The sequence below is a fragment of the Pseudomonas sp. C321 genome, from assembly GCF_055407105.1.
This window is the reverse complement of record NZ_JBUZRB010000001.1, coordinates 1,047,641-1,064,698: the sequence shown is the minus strand read 5'-3', so window position 1 is coordinate 1,064,698 and position 17,058 is coordinate 1,047,641. Positions and strand designations below refer to the sequence as shown.

Genomic DNA, 17,058 nt, shown 5'->3' with positions numbered 1-17,058 from the left:
TTGATCAAATCCTTCAGGCGGCGGGTTGCAGGCCAAGCATGGCCAGTTGTTCAACGCTGCCCTTGATCTGGATCAGGCGCGGGTCGGTCAGCGGCAGGTGGCGGCCCAGTTCAGTCTGGATGATGGTTTGCAGCTTGGCGTTATCGACTTTGCCGTCGGCGCCAATGGCTTCCTGAAGTTTTTCCGGCGCTACTTGGGCGGTCTTGCCCGGTTCCAGGTAGATGGCGCCGGTGGCGAAGTCGATACCGAAGGCGATCAGGCCGGGGATCACGTAGAACAACAGGCCGACTGCATCGAGCACGGCAATCGCCGGGTCGATCTTGCCGTCGATCTGGCCACGGCGGTCCGGGTAGAAAATCGAACCGCAGGCCGTCAACTGGCTCAGCAGGGTGGCGGCCAGAACACCGCCGATGACACGGGAAGCAATACGCATGGGACTCTCCTGAATAAACGCTGGACGTAACGATAACGCGTGCCGCCTGAATGTGCGCGGCGCTCTCGCGTTTTCGCGAGCAAGAACTGGGCGTCCCCCTCGCTCCAAGTGAAGGGGCTGCGTCGATGAGACCGCCACCGACACCCGGCCGTTCGCCGTTATACTCGCCGCTCTGCTTTGGAGCCAGTATGAATTCGTTGCCAATCGATGATGTTTTACCCGCCCTGCGTGAAGCCTTGGCGACGCGCCATGAAGCTGTGCTCGAAGCACCACCCGGCGCCGGTAAAACCACGCGGGTGCCGTTGGCGCTGTTAAATGAGACCTGGCTGGCCGGGCAAACCATCCTGATGCTTGAACCGCGGCGCCTGGCGGCGCGTGCGGCAGCCGAACGGCTGGCCAGCGAGCTGGGTGAAAAAGTCGGTGAAACCGTCGGCTACCGCATCCGCCTGGACAGTAAAGTCGGGCCCAACACTCGCATCGAAGTGGTCACCGAAGGCATCCTCACCCGCCGCTTGCAGGACGACCCGGCGCTGGAAGGCGTAGGCCTGCTGATCTTCGATGAATTCCACGAACGCAGTCTCGACGCTGACCTGGCGCTGGCCTTGAGCCTCAATGGCCGCGACTTGTTTCGCGACGAGCAGCCGCTGAAAATTTTGCTGATGTCTGCCACCCTGGAAGGCGAACGCCTGGCCGCTCTGCTGGACGACGCGCCCATCCTGCGCAGCGAAGGACGCATGTACCCGGTGCAAATGCGCTGGGGTCGCCCCTTCCAGCCCGGTGAATTTATCGAGCCGCGGCTGGTGCAGACCATCCTCGAAGCCCTGAATGACGAAACCGGCAGTGTTCTGGTGTTCCTGCCGGGGCAGGCGGAGATTCGGCGGGTCAATCAACAGTTGGCCGACGCCTTGGGTGATCGCGGCGACGTGTTGCTATGCCCGCTGCATGGCGAACTGGACCTGGCGGCGCAGCGGGCGGCCATCGACCCGGCGCCACCTGGCAAGCGCAAGGTGGTACTGGCCACCAACATCGCCGAGACCAGCCTGACCATCAATGGTGTGCGGGTAGTGATCGACGCGGGGCTGGCGCGGGTGCCTCGCTTCGATCCGGGCAGCGGCATGACGCGCCTGGACACCCAGCGTATTTCCCGTGCCAGCGCCACCCAGCGGGCCGGTCGGGCAGGGCGGTTGGAACCTGGCGTGTGTTATCGGCTGTGGTCCCAGGATCAGCACGAAGCGTTGGCGGCGTATGCCAGTGCGGAAATCCTTCAGGCGGACTTGTCTGGATTGGCCCTGCAATTGGCGCGCTGGGGCGTGATACCCGCGCAGTTGGTTTGGCTCGACGTACCACCGACTGCCGCTTATGCACAGGCCCAGGATTTGCTGGAACGCCTCGGGGCATTGAGTGAAAACACGTTGACGGCCCATGGCCAGAAAATGGCCGGGTTGCCGGCTCATCCACGCATCGCTCATCTGCTGTTGCGCGGTCAGGATCTGGGGCTGGCAAACATGGCCTGTGATGTGGCAGCACTGTTGGGCGAGCGCGATATCTTGCGCGGTGCCGGGGCGGACTTGCACAGTCGCCTGGCGTTGTTGTCCGGCGAAGAACGGGCCCGAGGCACTCAAGGCGGCGTGCAGCGTGCCAAGCAGTTGGCGCGGCAATATCGCGGTTACTTGCGTGGCAAGGCCGAACAAGCGGTCGCCGACCCCGAGCATCCGCGCTGGCTCGGCGCCTTGCTGGCCCTGGCTTACCCGGATCGCGTCGCTCAACAACGTCGCGCCGGTAGTGCCGAATACCGCCTGGCCAATGGCCGCGCCGCGCTGTTTGCCGAAGCCGACAGCCTGATGAAACAGCCGTGGCTGGTGATTGCCGATCTGGGCAGTCGCCAGGGCCAGCGTGAAGAGCGGATTTACCTGGCGGCGGACTTTGATCCGGCGTTGTTCGATTCGGTATTGGCCGAGCAGGTGCGCTGCGTCGATCAATTGGATTGGGATGAGCGCGAAGGTGTGCTGCGCGCCGAACGCCAGCGCAAGGTTGGCGAACTGGTGCTCAGCCGTGAGCCGCTGACCGGCCTGGACGAAGCGGCCCGCAACCAGGCGCTGGTCAACCTGGTGCGGCGCAAGGGCCTGGAGCTACTGCCCTGGACCCCGGAGCTGCGCCAGTGGCAGGCGCGGGTGATGCTGCTGCGCCACCTGGACGACGGTAAGGTCAGTGAGTGGCCCGATGTCAGCGACAGCGCCTTGCTTGCCAGCCTGGAGCATTGGCTGATGCCATACCTGGGCAAGGTCTCGCGCCTGAGCCATTTTGCCAATCTGGATGTCTCCAGCTTCCTCCACAATCTTCTGCCCTGGCCGTTGCCGCAACGCCTGGACGAACTTGCGCCCCATCATCTGAAAGTGCCATCGGGCTCATCAGTGCGTTTGGACTACAGCGAGCAACCACCGATCCTGGCAGTGCGGTTGCAGGAGTTGTTCGGGTTGGCCGACACCCCGCGTATTGCGGGCGGGCGGCAAGTGGTTAAGTTGCACCTGTTGTCGCCAGCGCGAAGGCCGGTGCAGGTGACTCAGGATCTGGCGAACTTCTGGCGTAGTACTTATGCCGAGGTGAAGAAGGATTTGAAAGGGCGGTATCCCAAGCATTACTGGCCGGATGACCCGCTGGTGGCGGAGGCGACGGCGCGGATAAAACCGAGAAAGTAATGTTACTGCGCCGCCGGCAACAGAAACCGCCCGATCACCGGCAGATGATTGGAGATGCGCAACGTATCGCCCTGCCGCACCTGGGCATTTACCCGTTTAATTCGCGAGCTGTAGAACAGATAGTCGAGCGTGCGATCCGGCCCATCCACGCTTGGGTCATTGGGAACGTGCGTCAGCCACTTGGCGCGATCAATGCCACTGGATTCGCTGTTGCTGGGGATCATTGGGTACTTGTCCCACAACAGATGCAGCTCACTGTCCGGTGAGTATTGCCCACGGTTACCCGCATCCAGACGCAGGAATTGCCCCAGGGGCAGTAAATTGAAGTCGCCGCCAATCAACCACGACGTGCCGCGGCTTTCGAGTTTATCCAGCAGTTTGACCGTTACCTGCACTTGATCCTGCACGACGCTGTGCCTAGGGGCGGTGCTGTCCAGCCGAGTATTGAGCACTGCCAACTGGCCACCGTCGCTCAACGGCAGATAGCTCAACAGCAGCGCCGGCTTGGGCTGGAATTGACGGCTGATCAGGTTGGCTGATGCCACGGGTAATTGCAGGCGTTCGGCGTGTTCGATCTGGTAGCGACTGAGGGTCACCAGTTTGCGGCCGACGCTGCCGAAAATATGCAGGTCCGGGACAAAGTCGGCCTTCCAGTCGAAGGCCTGGACGCTGCAGGGATAGAGGTCGACGAGGCGTTCCTGGAGCAGGGCCAACTGGTCTTGATAGTGAGAGGGCTTGGCGCCTTCGTCCAGCTCCTGCAACAGCAGGATGTCCGGTTGTTCGTCACGGATCACCCGCGCCACTTCGTCGAGGCTGAACGCCATGTCTTCGACGGTGGGGCGGTCGTCCGGGCCGCTGCCGTCTGGAGTGTCATACCAAAACACATAGCGCTTGCCGGCCAGGTATTGCACGTTCCAGGTCATTACCTTGATTGCCTGGCCCGGTAGCAGCGTTGGCGCGCGGGGTGCGACGCAGCGAACGGGCAATGTTTCCTTGTCGCCGGGGCGCCAGGTCAGGCTGTAAATCAAGGCTGTCAGCAGGCCCGCCAGGATCAGCAGGCCCAGCAGGGTGATACGCAGTAAACGGGTCATCGGCTCAGCTTATGGCGTTCCAGGACAGGCACGGAGCATAACCGAGAGCCGCACGAGAGCCCAAGGGCTCATGTCATTGCGCGTCGGCGTCGCCACCGATCAACATGAACAAGCGAAACAGCACCACGCTGGTAAACAACTGCAGGAAGCTGTGGGCGCTGTCGATCAGCACCGCCAGCATCGGGTTTTGCGGGTCTGGGTAGGCCGCCACGCTGGCGCCCTTGAGCAGCCACAGCGGGGTCATCACACACAGCAGGCAGACCAGAATGAGCAGGAAATGCCCACGGGTCAGGCGAAAGCTTTCCTTCATCGCCGCCAGCGCCGGCATCCCGCGCAGCACCAGCAAGTATTCGGCGAAGGCCAGGGTGACCATCAGCCACAACCCTGGCAGGAAGTACATGGACAGGCCCAGCAGAATCAGCAGCGTACTCAAGGCCGTCAACAGCGCAAAGCGCGGCCACAGGGACAGGGCCATGGCCAGCACGTCCAGGGTTCGCGGCGATTCGCCACGGCTGCGGGCGTCGAGGAACAAAATCAGTGCCGCCGTGTACAGCGGATACACCAGCAACCCCACCACCACGCTGTAGCCGGGGAATGCGTCAGGCCCCAGCGAGTGGTCGAGCACCTGTTGCAGCAGGGCCTCCAGAATCACCAGCGGTAGGCACAACTGAACGATGGCGCCCAGGTTGCGCTGGAAAAAAAAGAAAGAGTCGCGCAGCACGTTTAACGGATTCATCAGGGTCATCACAGGCCGAAAAAGCAGGGGGACACTTTAACCGATCACCGGCAAACGTAAACCTTGAGTAAAGACCATTGAAACCTTCCCAGGCAGCTCCATTACTAGGCAGTGCCATGCCCCATCGGGTAGGGCGAAGATTTCTACCGGCAATCTAACGAGGTCGCCATGAACAGCGAAGAGCAAACCCTGATTGATGGACTGTTTTCACGGTTGCAGCAAGCCGAAACGGACTCAGCCCCCCGCGACGCCCAGGCAGAAGCGCGGATCAAGGAACACATCACTCGCCAACCCGCCGCCGGGTATTTCATGACCCAGGCGATTCTGGTGCAAGAGGCGGCCATCAAGAGCCTCGACGCGCAGAACAAGCAGCAGGCGCAACAGATCCAGCAATTACAGGACGAACTGCAGCGGGCCAAGGCCCAGACGGCAGAGAGCAGCGGCGGCTTCCTGTCGAGCATCTTCGGTAGCGGTTACCGTGACCCGCAACCGGCACAGAGTGCTCCCGCATCTTCGGGCGGCGGCTGGCGTGAACCGACGCGCCCGGGATTTAACAGCCAACCGGCGCCACAACAGAACTTCGCCACCGCGCAGCAGAACTACCAACAGCCCCAGCAAGCGGCGCCCATGGGCGGTGGTTTTCTCGGCGGCGCACTGAAAACCGCCGCCGGCGTGGCCGGTGGTGTGATGCTGGCCCAAGGCATCAGCAGTCTGTTCGGCCACAACCAGCAACCGCAGGTGGTGGAAGAAATTGTTCGTGAAGAGCCCGCGCCCGCGAGCGACAGCGGCAATGATGAACAGCGCTTCGCTGGCAACGACAGCGATGGCAACGATTCGGATGGTTTCGCCGACAGCGGTTATTCCGACGATTCTTCCTCCTTTGGCGACGACGACTCTTTCGTCTGACGCACACTAATCCGGGGCGCTTCGTCGCCCCGGACTGATTTTTCTCGGAAACTTCCTGCTGACTGGCATACTGACCGCCTTTCCGGGCCTTTGAGTCTGGGGTCCATGTTGGTGTCATGAGGATTTTCGGTGAAAAAAATTGCAGTGTTCGCCGATGTGCAAAACCTCTATTACACCGTGCGCCAAGCGTACGGCTGTCACTTCAACTACGCCGCCCTGTGGGCTGACATCAGCCAGCGCGGCCAGATCGTCGAGGCGTACGCCTATGCCATCGATCGTGGCGACAGCAAACAGCAGCAATTCCAGCAGATCCTGCGCAACCTCGGTTTCACCGTGAAGCTCAAGCCCTACATCCAACGCAGCGATGGCTCGGCCAAAGGCGATTGGGATGTGGGCATCACCATCGATATCATGGACGCCGCCGCCCATGTCGACGAAGTGGTGCTGGCCTCCGGCGATGGCGATTTCGATATGCTGCTGGACCGCATCATCAACAAGCATGGCGTCGAAGCCGTGGCCTACGGCGTGCCGGGGCTGACGGCCAACTCATTGATACGCGCCGCCAGCCGCTACGTGCCGATTGAAGGCGCGTTGTTGCTCAAATAGCTGAAACTGATTTTTTGACGGAGTTGGAACAGGTTTGGAACGTATAGCGGTCATCGACTTTGAAACCACCGGCATTACCCCAAGCAGCTACTGCCGGGCCACGGAAATTGCCGTGGTCATCCTGGAGCGGGGCCAGATCGTGGACCGCTACCAGAGCCTGATGAACGCCGGCGTGCGCGTGCCAGGCTTTATCGAGCAACTGACCGGCATAAGCAACGCCATGCTGCGCACTGCGCCATCGGCCGAGCAGGTGATGAACGAGGTCAATGAGTTCGTCGGCACCACGCCGTTGCTGGCTCACAACGCCTCGTTCGACAAACGGTTCTGGGACTACGAACTGGGTTTGATCAAGCGCACCCGCCTGCAAAATTTCGCCTGCTCCCTGCTGCTGGCCCGCCGCCTGATGCCGGCGGCGCCGAACCACAAGCTCGGCACCTTGACCTCCTTCGCCCAATTGCCCCACACCGGCAAGGCTCACCGGGCCATGGCCGATGCGGAAATGGCGGCGAACCTCACCGCTTACCTGGCCGAGGAACTGCGCGGCAAGCACGGGTTGCGGGAGCTGTCCCATGACTTGCTGTGCAGCCTGCAGAAAGTGCCAGCGGCGAAGATTGGTGAGCATTTGAAGAAGCATCGCGGGTTTTAAACCCTGCGGTGAGGTTACTGGCCACCTTCGAGGGCAGGAGTTGGCCGCAGTTGTCGAGCCTTGGTGAGGCTACGTCGGCCACACTGGCGATCTTTACTGCTCAGCCCCCATTCTTCCCATTCCCTTCCAACTGCCCCAACGGTACCCGCCGCTCTATCGCGCTGGACAGGATGATCGACGTCTTGCTGAAGCCGAATTGGGCGATGCGGTTGATCAGGTTTTCCAGCTCCGGCATCGAGCCCACCGCCGCTTGCATGATCACGCACGGGTCGCCGGTGACGCGGTGGCATTCGGTCAGTTCGGGGATTTTGCCCAGGGCGTCGTAGACCTTTTGGCTGCCGTGGTTGGTCAGGCGCAGTTCGATCACGCATTGGATCGGCAGGCCCACCTTGGACAGGTCGACCTTGGCCTGGTAGCCGGTGATCACGCCACTGGCTTCCAGCTTGGCCACGCGCTCGGCGACGGCGGGGGCGGAGAGGTTTACGGTGCGGGCCAGTTGCGCGTAGGTGGCGCGGCCATCCTCCAGCAGAGCGCTGAGGAGCATGCGGTCGTATCTATCCATGATAAGGCTCTGGTAAGGCGTGGCTTTCGAAAGCATGGTTTATAGCGCTGATAACCATGCTTTGAAAAGTGTATGGGCGCTTTAAACAGGTTTTGTAACTTATGTTTAATTCCCGGCTTTTTTAGAATAAACCTCCCTTGCCCTGCGTTAGAGCTACCCCATGCCTGGCCCACGTCGCTTTCCCTTACCGTTGATTGCCGCTTTTTTTGCGCTGTATGTGATCTGGGGTTCCACCTACCTGGTGATTCGTATCGGTGTTGAGTACTGGCCGCCGCTGTTGCTGGCCGGGATTCGTTTCGTCACGGCGGGCGCCTTGATGTATGGCTTTTTGCGCTGGCGTGGGGTGCCAGCACCGACCTGGGTACAGTGGAAGGCTGCCGGCAAGATCGGCATCTTGCTGCTGACCTTCGGCAACGGCGCGGTCAGTGTCGCCGAGCACACGGGCGTGGCCTCCGGGGTCGCGGCGCTGGCGGTGGCGACGGTGCCTTTGTTTACTCTGCTCTGCGGTTATTTCTGGGGCGCGCGTAATACCCGTCTGGAGTGGGCCGGGGTGGCGCTGGGGATTATCGGCATCGCCATGCTCAACATGGGCTCGAACCTGCAATCGAGCCCGAGCGGCGCCGCCTTGTTGATTTTCGCTGCGGCCGCCTGGGCTTTCGGTTCGGTGTGGAGCAAGCACTTGCCGCTGCCCCAGGGCGGCATGGCCAGCGCGGCGGAAATGCTGATCGCCGGGGTGGTGCTGTTGATCGGTAGCGCGCTCAAGGGTGAACACCTGGAAGCGATGCCGCCGGTGGAAGGTTGGCTGGCCTTGGCTTACTTGACCGTGTTTGGCTCGATCATCGCCTTCAACGCCTATATGTATTTGCTGAAAAACGTGCGTCCGGCTGCCGCCACCAGCTATGCCTACGTCAACCCTGCGGTAGCGGTGTTGCTGGGGATTGTGTTTGTCGGCGAGACCATCGGTATGGAAGAGGCTCTGGCAATGTTGGTGATCATCAGCGCCGTGCTGCTGATCAGCCTGCCACAGTGGCGTAAGCCCAAACTGGATTTAGGGTAAACTGCGGCGCATTGCGACCTTGCTCTGACTTTTTCCTACGGTACCTCCATGACTTTCGCCACCCTTGGCCTGATCGAACCCTTGCTGCGCGCCCTTGAGACGCTTGGCTACCAGACCCCGACGCCGGTGCAGGCGCAAGCCATTCCGGCGGTGCTGGCCGGACGCGACCTGATGGCCGCAGCCCAGACCGGCACCGGCAAGACTGCCGGTTTCGCCGTGCCGCTGTTGCAGCTGCTGACGATGGAAGGGCCAAAAGTCAGCGCCAACTCGGTGCGCGCGCTGATCCTGGTGCCAACGCGCGAGCTGGCCGAGCAGGTTCACGCAAGCGTTGCACAGTACGCAGAAAACCTGCCGCTGAGCACTTACGCGGTGTACGGCGGCGTCAGCATCAACCCGCAGATGATGAAGCTGCGCAAAGGTGTCGACGTACTGGTGGCCACGCCGGGCCGCTTGCTGGATTTGTTCCGCCAGAAAGCGCTGAAGTTCAGCCAGCTGCAAACCCTGGTGCTGGATGAAGCCGACCGCATGCTCGACCTGGGCTTCTCCGAAGAACTGTCGAACATCTACCGCGTGCTGCCGAAAAAGCGCCAGACCCTGCTGTTTTCCGCGACCTTCTCCGATGATATCCGCCTGCTGGCTGGGCAGATGCTCAACGACCCGCTGAGCATCGAAGTCAGCCCGCGCAACGTCGCCGCCAACACCGTCAAGCAATGGGTGGTGCCGGTGGACAAGAAGCGCAAGGCCGAGTTGTTCGTGCATTTGATGCGCAAGGGCAAGTGGAAGCAGGTGCTGGTGTTCGCCAAGACCCGCAAAGGCGTGGACGAGTTGGTGGAAAAACTCCAGGGCCTGGGCATCAACGCCGACGGTATCCATGGCGACAAGCCTCAGGCAACCCGCCAGCGTGCGCTGGACCGCTTCAAGGCCAGCGAAGTGCAGATCCTGGTGGCCACCGATGTGGCGGCCCGAGGCCTGGACATTGAAGACTTGCCGATGGTGGTCAACTTTGACCTGCCAATCGTTGCCGAGGATTACATCCACCGCATCGGCCGTACCGGTCGTGCGGGCAACACCGGTGAGGCGATTTCCCTGGTGTGTGCCGATGAAGTGAACATGCTGTCGGCCATCGAGATGTTGACTCGCCAGACCCTGACTCGCCACATGGAGCAAGACTTCGAGCCAGAGCACCGCGTGCCGGACACCGATGCCAGTGGCCAAGTGGTGAAGAAACCGAAAAAGCCGAAGAAACCCAAGACGTCCGGTGGCAGCAAGCGCAACCTGGGCAAGTGGGTGGAGAGTGGGGAAGTGTCGGTGGCGCCGCCTTCGCTCAAGCCGGTGCGCAAGGTGCCTGTGTTTAATACCGGGCCGCGTAAGAAGAAGTAAAGGTCACTGTGGCGAGGGGGCAAGCCCCCTCGCCACAAGTAATCAGCTAGCCTGCAACCACTCCAGAATACCCCGCCCAGCCGCCCGCCCACTGGCAAAACACCCCGTCAGCAGATAGCCGCCCGTCGGCGCTTCCCAGTCCAGCATTTCCCCTGCGCAAAATACCCCTGGCAGTTGCTTGAGCATCAGCCGTTCATCCAGCACTTCAAACGGCACGCCGCCAGCGGTGCTGATGGCTTCGTCCATGGGCCGGGCTTTCACCAGCGTCAGGGGCAGCGCCTTGATGGCGAGTGCCAACTGCGTTGGATCGGCAAACTGCTCGGCGGCTGCCAGCTCGCGCAATAGCGCGGCTTTCACCCCGTCCAGCCCGAGTTGGCTGTGCAAATGCTTGCTCATCGACCGTGATCCGCGAGGCTTGGCCAGCGCCGCCTGGACCTTGTCCAACGGCTTGCTCGGCAGCAGATCGATATGCACCGTGGCTGAGCCATCGTGATTGATCGCCTCACGAATTGGTGCCGACAGCGCGTAGATCAGGCTGCCTTCGATACCTGTGGCGGTGATCACGCATTCCCCAAGGCGAGGCTTGTCATCCGCCAGCCCGATGGCGACGTTTTTCAACGGCGCACCAGCGAATTTACTGACCATCAACTCGCTCCAGGCGGACACCTCGAAACCGCAGTTGCTCGGTTGCAAGGGGGCGTAGGGGATGCCTTTATCTTCCAGCAGCTTGAGCCATGCACCGTCGGAGCCCAGCCGCGACCAACTGCCGCCGCCCAAGGCCAGCAGCACCGCGTCGCTGCGCAGGTTTTGGTCGCCCTCGGGGCTGTGGATAAGCAAACTGCCGTCGGCGTTCCAGCCCAACCAGCGATGGCGGGTGTGGATAACTACCCCGTTGTCGCGCAAACGCTTGAGCCAGGCCCGCAGCAGCGGGGCGGCTTTCATGTCGGTAGGAAACACCCTGCCAGAACTGCCGACAAAGGTTTGAATGCCCAACCCATGAATCCATTCACACAACGCCTCGGCACCGAACTGACGCAGCAATGGCGCCATATGCGGTGCCCGTTCGGCATAGCGTGACAAAAATGCCGGGTAGGCCTCGGAATGGGTGATGTTCATGCCTCCCACGCCCGCCAGCAGGAACTTGCGGCCCACCGACGGCATACCGTCATACAGATCGACCTTGACCCCGGCCTGGCTCAGCACTTCGGCAGCCATCAGCCCGGCAGGGCCGCCGCCGATGATGATGACGTGTGGAGACTGGGTTTGGGTCTGAGGCATGGGAGTGACTACGGTTCGGCGAAGTAAGCCGAGCATTCTACCCGAGGACAGCAATACTGCCTGATCAAAAAACGTACAGTTCCCTGCAGGCTATGGGTTTTCTCGCTTACAGACGCTTTCACTCAGGTTATCCACAGGCAGTTCCACAGGCATTGTGGGTAACGCGCACATCTCAATGACAGCCTGATGACGTCCACACCCGCTGGGCACTGTGGTGCAAAATGCCGTGGCGGCGGGCCAGGGCAGGGCGATCCTTGCTGTAGCCACCGCCGATTACGCCGACCACCGGGATGTCGCGGCCAAGGCAATGGCGCATCACGCTTTCATCGCGGGCAGCCACGCCTTGGTCTGTCAGCTTGAGGTAACCGAGGGCGTCGTCCTTGTGCACATCGACGCCGGCGTCGTACAGAACAAGGTCGGGTTGGTAGAGGGGCAGCAGGTAGTTGAGGGCATCGTCGACCACTTTGAGGTAGTCGCTATCGCCCATGCCCATGGGCAGCGGGATATCCCAATCGCTATGGGCCTTGCGCGCCGGGAAGTTTTTTTCACAGTGTAGGGACACGGTGATTGCGTCTGGAGTGTCGTGCAGGATGCGGGCGGTGCCGTCGCCCTGGTGCACGTCGCAGTCGAAGATCAATACCCGGCTCACCCGACCACTTTCCAGTAGGTAACGGCTGATTACCGCCAGGTCATTGAAGATGCAAAAGCCTGCCGGGTAATCGTAGTGGGCGTGGTGAGTGCCACCCGCCAGATGACAGGCCAGCCCGTGTTCCAGGGCTTGTTCGGCGGCCAGCAGCGAGCCGCCCACCGCGCGCACGGTACGCCGGGCCAGGGCTTCGCTCCAGGGTAGACCGAGGCGTCGTTGGTCTTCGCGGGACAGTTCGCCGCTCATGTAACGTTCGATATACCCAGGTTCATGGGCCAGGGCGAGGATCTCGGGAGGGCACAGTTCGGGGCGCAGCAATTGGCTGTCCAGGGTCAGGCCGCTGTCCACCAAGTGATCGCGCAGCAGGCGGAATTTATCCATGGGAAAGCGGTGGTCCGCCGGGAACTCTGGGCTGTAGTCGTCGTGGTAGATCAGTGGCAAAGGCATGGCATTTTCTGACGGGAACCAGCGACGGATCTTACCAGCGCGTTACACTTACGCACATGGCAGGGGAGGGGAGCGATGGAGCCGATACTGGCGTTGGAAAGTGCACGGCTGGTGTTGCGCCAATGGAGCGACGCCGATTTGCCGGAGTTTGCGCGCATGTGCGCCGACCCGCAGGTGATGCGCTATTTTCCGGCCACCTTGAGCCGCCTGGAAAGCGCCGCGCTGATCGGGCGCATTCGTGGCCATTTTGCCGAATACGGCTTTGGCCTGTGGGCGTTGCAGCGCAAGGACAGTGGCGAATTTATCGGCCTTACCGGGTTGTTGAATGTCGGCTTTGACGCCAACTTCACCCCAGCAGTGGAGATCGGCTGGCGCCTGGCCCGCGAACATTGGGGCTTGGGCTATGCCAGCGAAGCAGCCTGGACGGCGTTGCGTTGTGGTTTCGACCGGCTGAATCTCGATGAGATTGTCGCTTTCACCACCCAGGCCAATTTGCCGTCGCAGAAAGTCATGCAGGCCATCGGCATGCAGTACGATCGCTCGGCGGATTTTGAGCACCCCAAGGTCGCAGGGGATGATCCACTGCGTCATCATGTGTTGTACCGCATCACCCGCACCCAATGGTTGGATACGCTGCATGGATAAGCAGGCCGCCCGATGCTGAATGTTATCGACCGCCGCAGCCAAGACTGCGCGGCATTGCTCTGTGTGAGGAGAGTTTGAATGAGCCAAGTGTTGGAAGATCTGGTCGACTTGCTGACCCTGGAGCAGATCGAGGAGAACCTCTTTCGCGGCCGCAGCCAGGACCTGGGCTTTCGCCAGCTGTTCGGCGGCCAAGTGCTGGGCCAATCGCTGTCGGCCGCCAGCCAAACTGTTGAAGAAACGCGGCATGTGCATTCCCTGCACGGCTATTTCCTGCGTCCTGGAGATGCCTCGTTACCGGTGGTCTACCAGGTCGACCGGGTGCGTGATGGCGGCAGCTTCAGTACGCGGCGGGTGACGGCGATCCAGAAGGGCAACCCGATCTTCACTGCCAGCGCCTCGTTCCAGTACGACGAGGAAGGCTTCGAGCACCAGACGTCGATGCCCGTGGTGGTTGGCCCGGAAAATTTGCCCTCGGAGCTGGAGTTGACCCAGCAGCGCGCGCACCTGATCCCCGAACACATGCGCGAGAAGTTGCTGTGCCCCAAGCCCATCGAAGTGCGGCCGGTGACCGAGAAAGACCCCTATAACCCGCAGCCCTGCGACCCGATCAAGTACGTGTGGTTTCGCGCCGACGGCGCCCTGGCCGATTCGCCGGCGCTGCACAAATACCTGCTGGCCTATGCCTCGGACTTTGGCCTGCTGACCACTTCGTTGCTGCCCCACGGTAAAACGGTGTGGCAGAAAGACATGCAAGTCGCCAGTCTCGACCATGCGCTGTGGTTCCACGCCGACCTGCGTGCTGATGACTGGTTGCTTTACGCCATGGATAGCCCGTGGGCCGGCAATTCTCGAGGTTTCTCCCGTGGCAGCGTGTACAACCGCGCCGGCCAGTTGGTGGCGTCGGTGACACAGGAAGGTCTGATTCGTCATCGCAAGGATTGGGCATGAGCCTGGCTGAGATTAAGCATTGGGTGTTCGACATGGACGGCACCCTTACGGTTGCGGTGCATGACTTTGCTGCGATCCGTGTGGCGCTGGGTATTCCTGCGACCGAAGACATCCTTACTCACCTGACGGCGTTGCCGGCTGATATCGCGGCCGCCAAGCACGCCTGGTTGCTGGAGCACGAGCGGGAGTTGGCGCTCGGTTCCGTGGCGGCCGAGGGTGCGGTGGCGCTGGTACGGGAATTGGCTGAACGGGGTTGTCGTCTGGGCATCCTGACTCGCAATGCCCGTGAGTTGGCCCATGTGACGTTGCAAGCCATCGGCTTGGCGGACTGCTTTGCCGTGGAAGATGTGCTGGGCCGTGATGATGCACCGCCCAAGCCCGATCCAGGCGGCTTGTTGAAACTGGCCGAGGCCTGGGACGTATCTCCCGGCGAGATGGTGATGGTGGGCGATTACCGCTTCGACCTGGATTGCGGTCGTGCGGCAGGGACCAGGACCGTGCTGGTCAACCTGCCGGATAATCCGTGGCCAGAGTTGGCGGATTGGCATGCCGAGGATTGTGGGGTTTTGCGCCGGATGATTAAGGCCTGACCGCTCCTACCTGAACAACACCGCCTGCCCCTCAGGCGACGTAAACATCCCATCCCCGTTATGCCCCACCCCAGGCACTTCAATCAGCGTGTGACCCAACTGTGGATGGCGCTGCTTGAGGTAGTCGAAATAATTGTGCCCGCGAATCAGGCGGTACGCGCCCTGGGTCTCGGCGGCGCAGCTCTTGTCCAGCGCCGGGTGGTTGGGGTCGGTATCGTTCTGGCCCAACAGATAGGTGATATTGCGTTTCACGTAAGCCTGCTCCAACTGCTTGGCACGTTGCCCTTTGGCGTAGGCCGGCAGGTTTTGCATGCCGTATTTCCAGTCATTGAAACCGGGGCAACTGGCCGGGTCGAACTTCACTGGGCGTTGCGCCGTGAAGTAGGCGTAGGACGATGGGTTGGCGATCACATAACGCAGGCTGATTCCGGTGCTTTGCAGGGCCGGATGATCGTGACCGGTCAAGGCAAAGCGCTGCACTACCTGGCCGCCGCCGGAATGCCCGGCCACTACGATTTCCTTCAGGGCCGGGAACAGCTTGCGGTTGCCCAAGTGCTTGATGATCTGGTCCAACACCCCGTAGGAGCTGATGTGGCGGGGGCCAACCGACGGCTCTCCGGCCATCCAGTCATTGCCGTGCCAGCGCAGGACCTGGTTGTCCAGTTGGTTGCGCTTGACGTCGGACTCATTGAGAAACTGCGGTGCAAGCACCAGGGTGTTGGCGCTTTGTCCTGCATGCTCAGCGGCCTTTTCAGCGCTTTGCAGGTACGTCTGGGCGTTGCGCAGCCGACCATGGACGATGATCAGTGCGCGAGTCACCTGCGGTAGCGGCTGGCGCCAGTCCTGGCTCAGGCCAACACTGAGGTCGCCAGCATCCAGGTGAAACCGATCGGGGCTGATCACCTTGACCCCATGTTCGGCGGCCCAGGTGGAGGTGCATGTCATCAACAAACCCAGCAGCAACCCCAATCGTTTATTCATTTAAAGACTCTTGGCGGTGAAGGTGTCGCATTGAGTGATCTGGCCCTGGGCAAAGCCGGTCTTGAACCAGCGGACCCGTTGTGCCGAGGTGCCGTGGGTGAAGGAGTCAGGGACTACACGGCCTTGGCCCTGTTGTTGCAAACGGTCATCGCCGATGGCATTGGCCGCGTTCAGCGCTTCTTCGATGTCGCCGGGTTCCAGCCAGTTCAGGCGCTTCTGCGCGTGGTTGGCCCACACGCCAGCAAAGCAGTCGGCTTGCAGCTCCTGGCGCACCAGCAGGCCGCCGTCGCCTTCCATCTGCCGGCCTTGTTGTCGCGCGGCCTGGATCTTCGACGAGATGCCCAGCAAGGTCTGCACATGGTGTCCGATTTCGTGAGCGATCACGTAGGCTTGGGCGAAGTCGCCGGCAGCCTTGAAGCGCTGGGACATTTCCCGGAAGAAGTCCAGGTCCAGGTAGACCTGCTGGTCGGCCGGGCAATAGAACGGGCCGCTGGCAGACGTGGCGCCACCGCAGGCGGAATTCACCCGGCCACGAAACAGGATCAATTTGGGATTCTTGTAGGCCAGGCCGTTTTCCTGGAACACCTGGGCCCAGGTGTCTTCGGTATCGCCCAATACGGCGCGGACGAAGTCGGCCTGTTCGTCATTGGCCGGTGGAGCCTGGCGCGTTTGCGGGCTGACTGAGGGCGCTTGCTCGGTGAGCTGGCCGCTGAGTTGGCCGAGGATCTGCATCGGGTCCTGGCCGGTCAGCCAGCCGATGCCGACGATCAGCACAATGGCCGTGAGGCTCAAGCCCTTGCCGCCACCAAAACGCATGCCCCCACCGCCGCCGCTGCCATCGCGGGCATCCACCACGTTGTCGCTGCGTCGGCCTTTTTTCCATAGCATGTGGCAATCCTCTTGATGAGCGTGCAGATCAGTGTTGTTGGTGAGTCGGGTTGGCGCCAGTCCGGCGGTCTGACGCTATCAAAGCCCAAAGGTGTTACTGGCGGCAATAGCCTTCGCCGGTATTGACCACCAGGCAGTCCTTTTTATCGGCCAGCCATTTCATGCCAGTGGCTGCACCGTCGCCGGCACGCAGGATCTGTGGGCCGTCCGGGCGGGCAAAGGTGATGCCATCATCGGCCGCCTCGCCCTTGAAGGTCCCGGAGGAATCGGCGTCTAGCCCGTATTTCATGGTCAGCACGTAATGTCCGCGACCGATGCTATCGTCCTTGGTGATGGTCAGGCTCAGGCCTTCTACGCCAACCCATTTGCCGACCCATTTATCGGTGGGCAACGTTTCCGGCACCAGCGTGGCTTGCACGGACGCCGGAGGGGTTTTATTGGCGACTTTTGTGTCAGGGGCTTCTTTGTCGCAGGCGCTGAGCAAGATAAGTGTCGAGAGGATGAAGAGTGTTTTTTTCATTT

18 protein-coding genes are annotated in these 17,058 nt (G+C 61.5%); 9 read left to right on the top strand and 9 right to left on the bottom strand.

The features are described from left to right. Nucleotides 1-13: 13 nt before the first annotated feature. Complete coding sequence (locus ACZRJ6_RS05040) at nt 14-433, bottom strand: polyribonucleotide nucleotidyltransferase (protein WP_463967306.1); 420 nt, start codon at nt 431-433, stop codon at nt 14-16. A 188-nt stretch (nt 434-621) separates the two neighbouring features. Here ACZRJ6_RS05040 and hrpB point away from each other — a divergent pair, with 188 nt between their 5' ends. Then, complete coding sequence (gene hrpB / locus ACZRJ6_RS05035) at nt 622-3,129, top strand: ATP-dependent helicase HrpB (protein WP_463967305.1); 2,508 nt, start codon at nt 622-624, stop codon at nt 3,127-3,129. 2 nt (nt 3,130-3,131) lie between these two features. Here the strand turns inward: hrpB and ACZRJ6_RS05030 are convergent, their stop codons facing one another. Continuing rightward, entirely contained in the window at nt 3,132-4,220 is a 1,089-nt protein-coding gene (locus ACZRJ6_RS05030; protein WP_463967304.1) for an endonuclease/exonuclease/phosphatase family protein, read from the bottom strand. A 73-nt stretch (nt 4,221-4,293) separates the two neighbouring features. Continuing rightward, nucleotides 4,294-4,956, bottom strand: a complete 663-nt coding sequence (locus ACZRJ6_RS05025; protein ID WP_463967303.1) for a YciC family protein — start codon at nt 4,954-4,956, stop codon at nt 4,294-4,296. A 168-nt stretch (nt 4,957-5,124) separates the two neighbouring features. Here ACZRJ6_RS05025 and ACZRJ6_RS05020 point away from each other — a divergent pair, with 168 nt between their 5' ends. The 3 genes from ACZRJ6_RS05020 to ACZRJ6_RS05010 all read left to right on the top strand — a co-directional run bounded on the left by ACZRJ6_RS05020 (nt 5,125) and on the right by ACZRJ6_RS05010 (nt 7,114). Beyond that, nucleotides 5,125-5,862: a DUF2076 domain-containing protein gene (locus tag ACZRJ6_RS05020; RefSeq protein WP_463967302.1), complete on the top strand. Its 738-nt coding sequence runs from the start codon at nt 5,125-5,127 to the stop codon at nt 5,860-5,862. Between the two features lie 129 nt (nt 5,863-5,991). Continuing rightward, entirely contained in the window at nt 5,992-6,468 is a 477-nt protein-coding gene (locus ACZRJ6_RS05015; protein ID WP_017476223.1) for an NYN domain-containing protein, read from the top strand. A gap of 34 nt (nt 6,469-6,502) precedes the next feature. Beyond that, nucleotides 6,503-7,114, top strand: a complete 612-nt coding sequence (locus ACZRJ6_RS05010) for a 3'-5' exonuclease (protein ID WP_463967301.1) — start codon at nt 6,503-6,505, stop codon at nt 7,112-7,114. A gap of 100 nt (nt 7,115-7,214) precedes the next feature. On the opposite strand, the gene ACZRJ6_RS05005 is transcribed toward ACZRJ6_RS05010, so the two are convergent. Continuing rightward, the gene (locus ACZRJ6_RS05005) at nt 7,215-7,676 is read right to left on the bottom strand and encodes an Lrp/AsnC family transcriptional regulator (RefSeq protein ID WP_133100033.1); all 462 of its coding nucleotides are present in this window, start codon (nt 7,674-7,676) and stop codon (nt 7,215-7,217) included. 160 nt (nt 7,677-7,836) lie between these two features. On the opposite strand from ACZRJ6_RS05005, the gene yedA reads away from it, so the two are divergent. Both yedA and ACZRJ6_RS04995 read left to right on the top strand, forming a co-directional pair. Further along, complete coding sequence (gene yedA, locus ACZRJ6_RS05000; protein WP_463967300.1) at nt 7,837-8,733, top strand: drug/metabolite exporter YedA; 897 nt, start codon at nt 7,837-7,839, stop codon at nt 8,731-8,733. A 48-nt stretch (nt 8,734-8,781) separates the two neighbouring features. Beyond that, on the top strand, nt 8,782-10,113 hold the full coding sequence (locus ACZRJ6_RS04995; protein ID WP_463967299.1) for a DEAD/DEAH box helicase: 1,332 nt from the start codon (nt 8,782-8,784) through the stop codon (nt 10,111-10,113). Nucleotides 10,114-10,155: 42 nt separating this feature from the next. Here ACZRJ6_RS04995 and ACZRJ6_RS04990 read toward each other — a convergent pair whose 3' ends face one another. Next, nucleotides 10,156-11,391 carry a TIGR03862 family flavoprotein gene (locus ACZRJ6_RS04990; protein WP_463967298.1) on the bottom strand — a complete coding sequence of 412 codons (1,236 nt, stop codon included), beginning with the start codon at nt 11,389-11,391 and terminating at the stop codon, nt 10,156-10,158. A 172-nt stretch (nt 11,392-11,563) separates the two neighbouring features. Next, nucleotides 11,564-12,484, bottom strand: coding sequence for a histone deacetylase (locus tag ACZRJ6_RS04985; RefSeq protein WP_133100029.1), 921 nt, complete (start codon nt 12,482-12,484; stop codon nt 11,564-11,566). Nucleotides 12,485-12,559: 75 nt separating this feature from the next. Here ACZRJ6_RS04985 and ACZRJ6_RS04980 point away from each other — a divergent pair, with 75 nt between their 5' ends. The 3 genes from ACZRJ6_RS04980 to ACZRJ6_RS04970 all read left to right on the top strand — a co-directional run bounded on the left by ACZRJ6_RS04980 (nt 12,560) and on the right by ACZRJ6_RS04970 (nt 14,667). Then, on the top strand, nt 12,560-13,129 hold the full coding sequence (locus ACZRJ6_RS04980) for a GNAT family N-acetyltransferase (RefSeq protein ID WP_463967297.1): 570 nt from the start codon (nt 12,560-12,562) through the stop codon (nt 13,127-13,129). Between the two features lie 78 nt (nt 13,130-13,207). Next, nucleotides 13,208-14,077, top strand: a complete 870-nt coding sequence (tesB, locus tag ACZRJ6_RS04975) for an acyl-CoA thioesterase II (protein ID WP_463967296.1) — start codon at nt 13,208-13,210, stop codon at nt 14,075-14,077. Further along, nucleotides 14,074-14,667 carry an HAD family hydrolase gene (locus ACZRJ6_RS04970; RefSeq protein WP_463967295.1) on the top strand — a complete coding sequence of 198 codons (594 nt, stop codon included), beginning with the start codon at nt 14,074-14,076 and terminating at the stop codon, nt 14,665-14,667. The genes tesB and ACZRJ6_RS04970 overlap by 4 nt, the downstream gene beginning before the upstream one ends. 6 nt (nt 14,668-14,673) lie before the next feature. Here ACZRJ6_RS04970 and ACZRJ6_RS04965 read toward each other — a convergent pair whose 3' ends face one another. The 3 genes from ACZRJ6_RS04965 to ACZRJ6_RS04955 form a co-directional block, all read right to left on the bottom strand. After that, on the bottom strand, nt 14,674-15,648 hold the full coding sequence (locus ACZRJ6_RS04965) for an alpha/beta hydrolase (protein WP_463967294.1): 975 nt from the start codon (nt 15,646-15,648) through the stop codon (nt 14,674-14,676). After that, nucleotides 15,649-16,536, bottom strand: a complete 888-nt coding sequence (gene ypfJ, locus ACZRJ6_RS04960; protein WP_463967293.1) for a KPN_02809 family neutral zinc metallopeptidase — start codon at nt 16,534-16,536, stop codon at nt 15,649-15,651. It abuts the gene before it with no gap. A 94-nt stretch (nt 16,537-16,630) separates the two neighbouring features. Next, on the bottom strand, nt 16,631-17,056 hold the full coding sequence (locus tag ACZRJ6_RS04955) for a hypothetical protein (protein WP_463967292.1): 426 nt from the start codon (nt 17,054-17,056) through the stop codon (nt 16,631-16,633). Between the last annotated feature and the right edge of the window lie 2 nt (nt 17,057-17,058).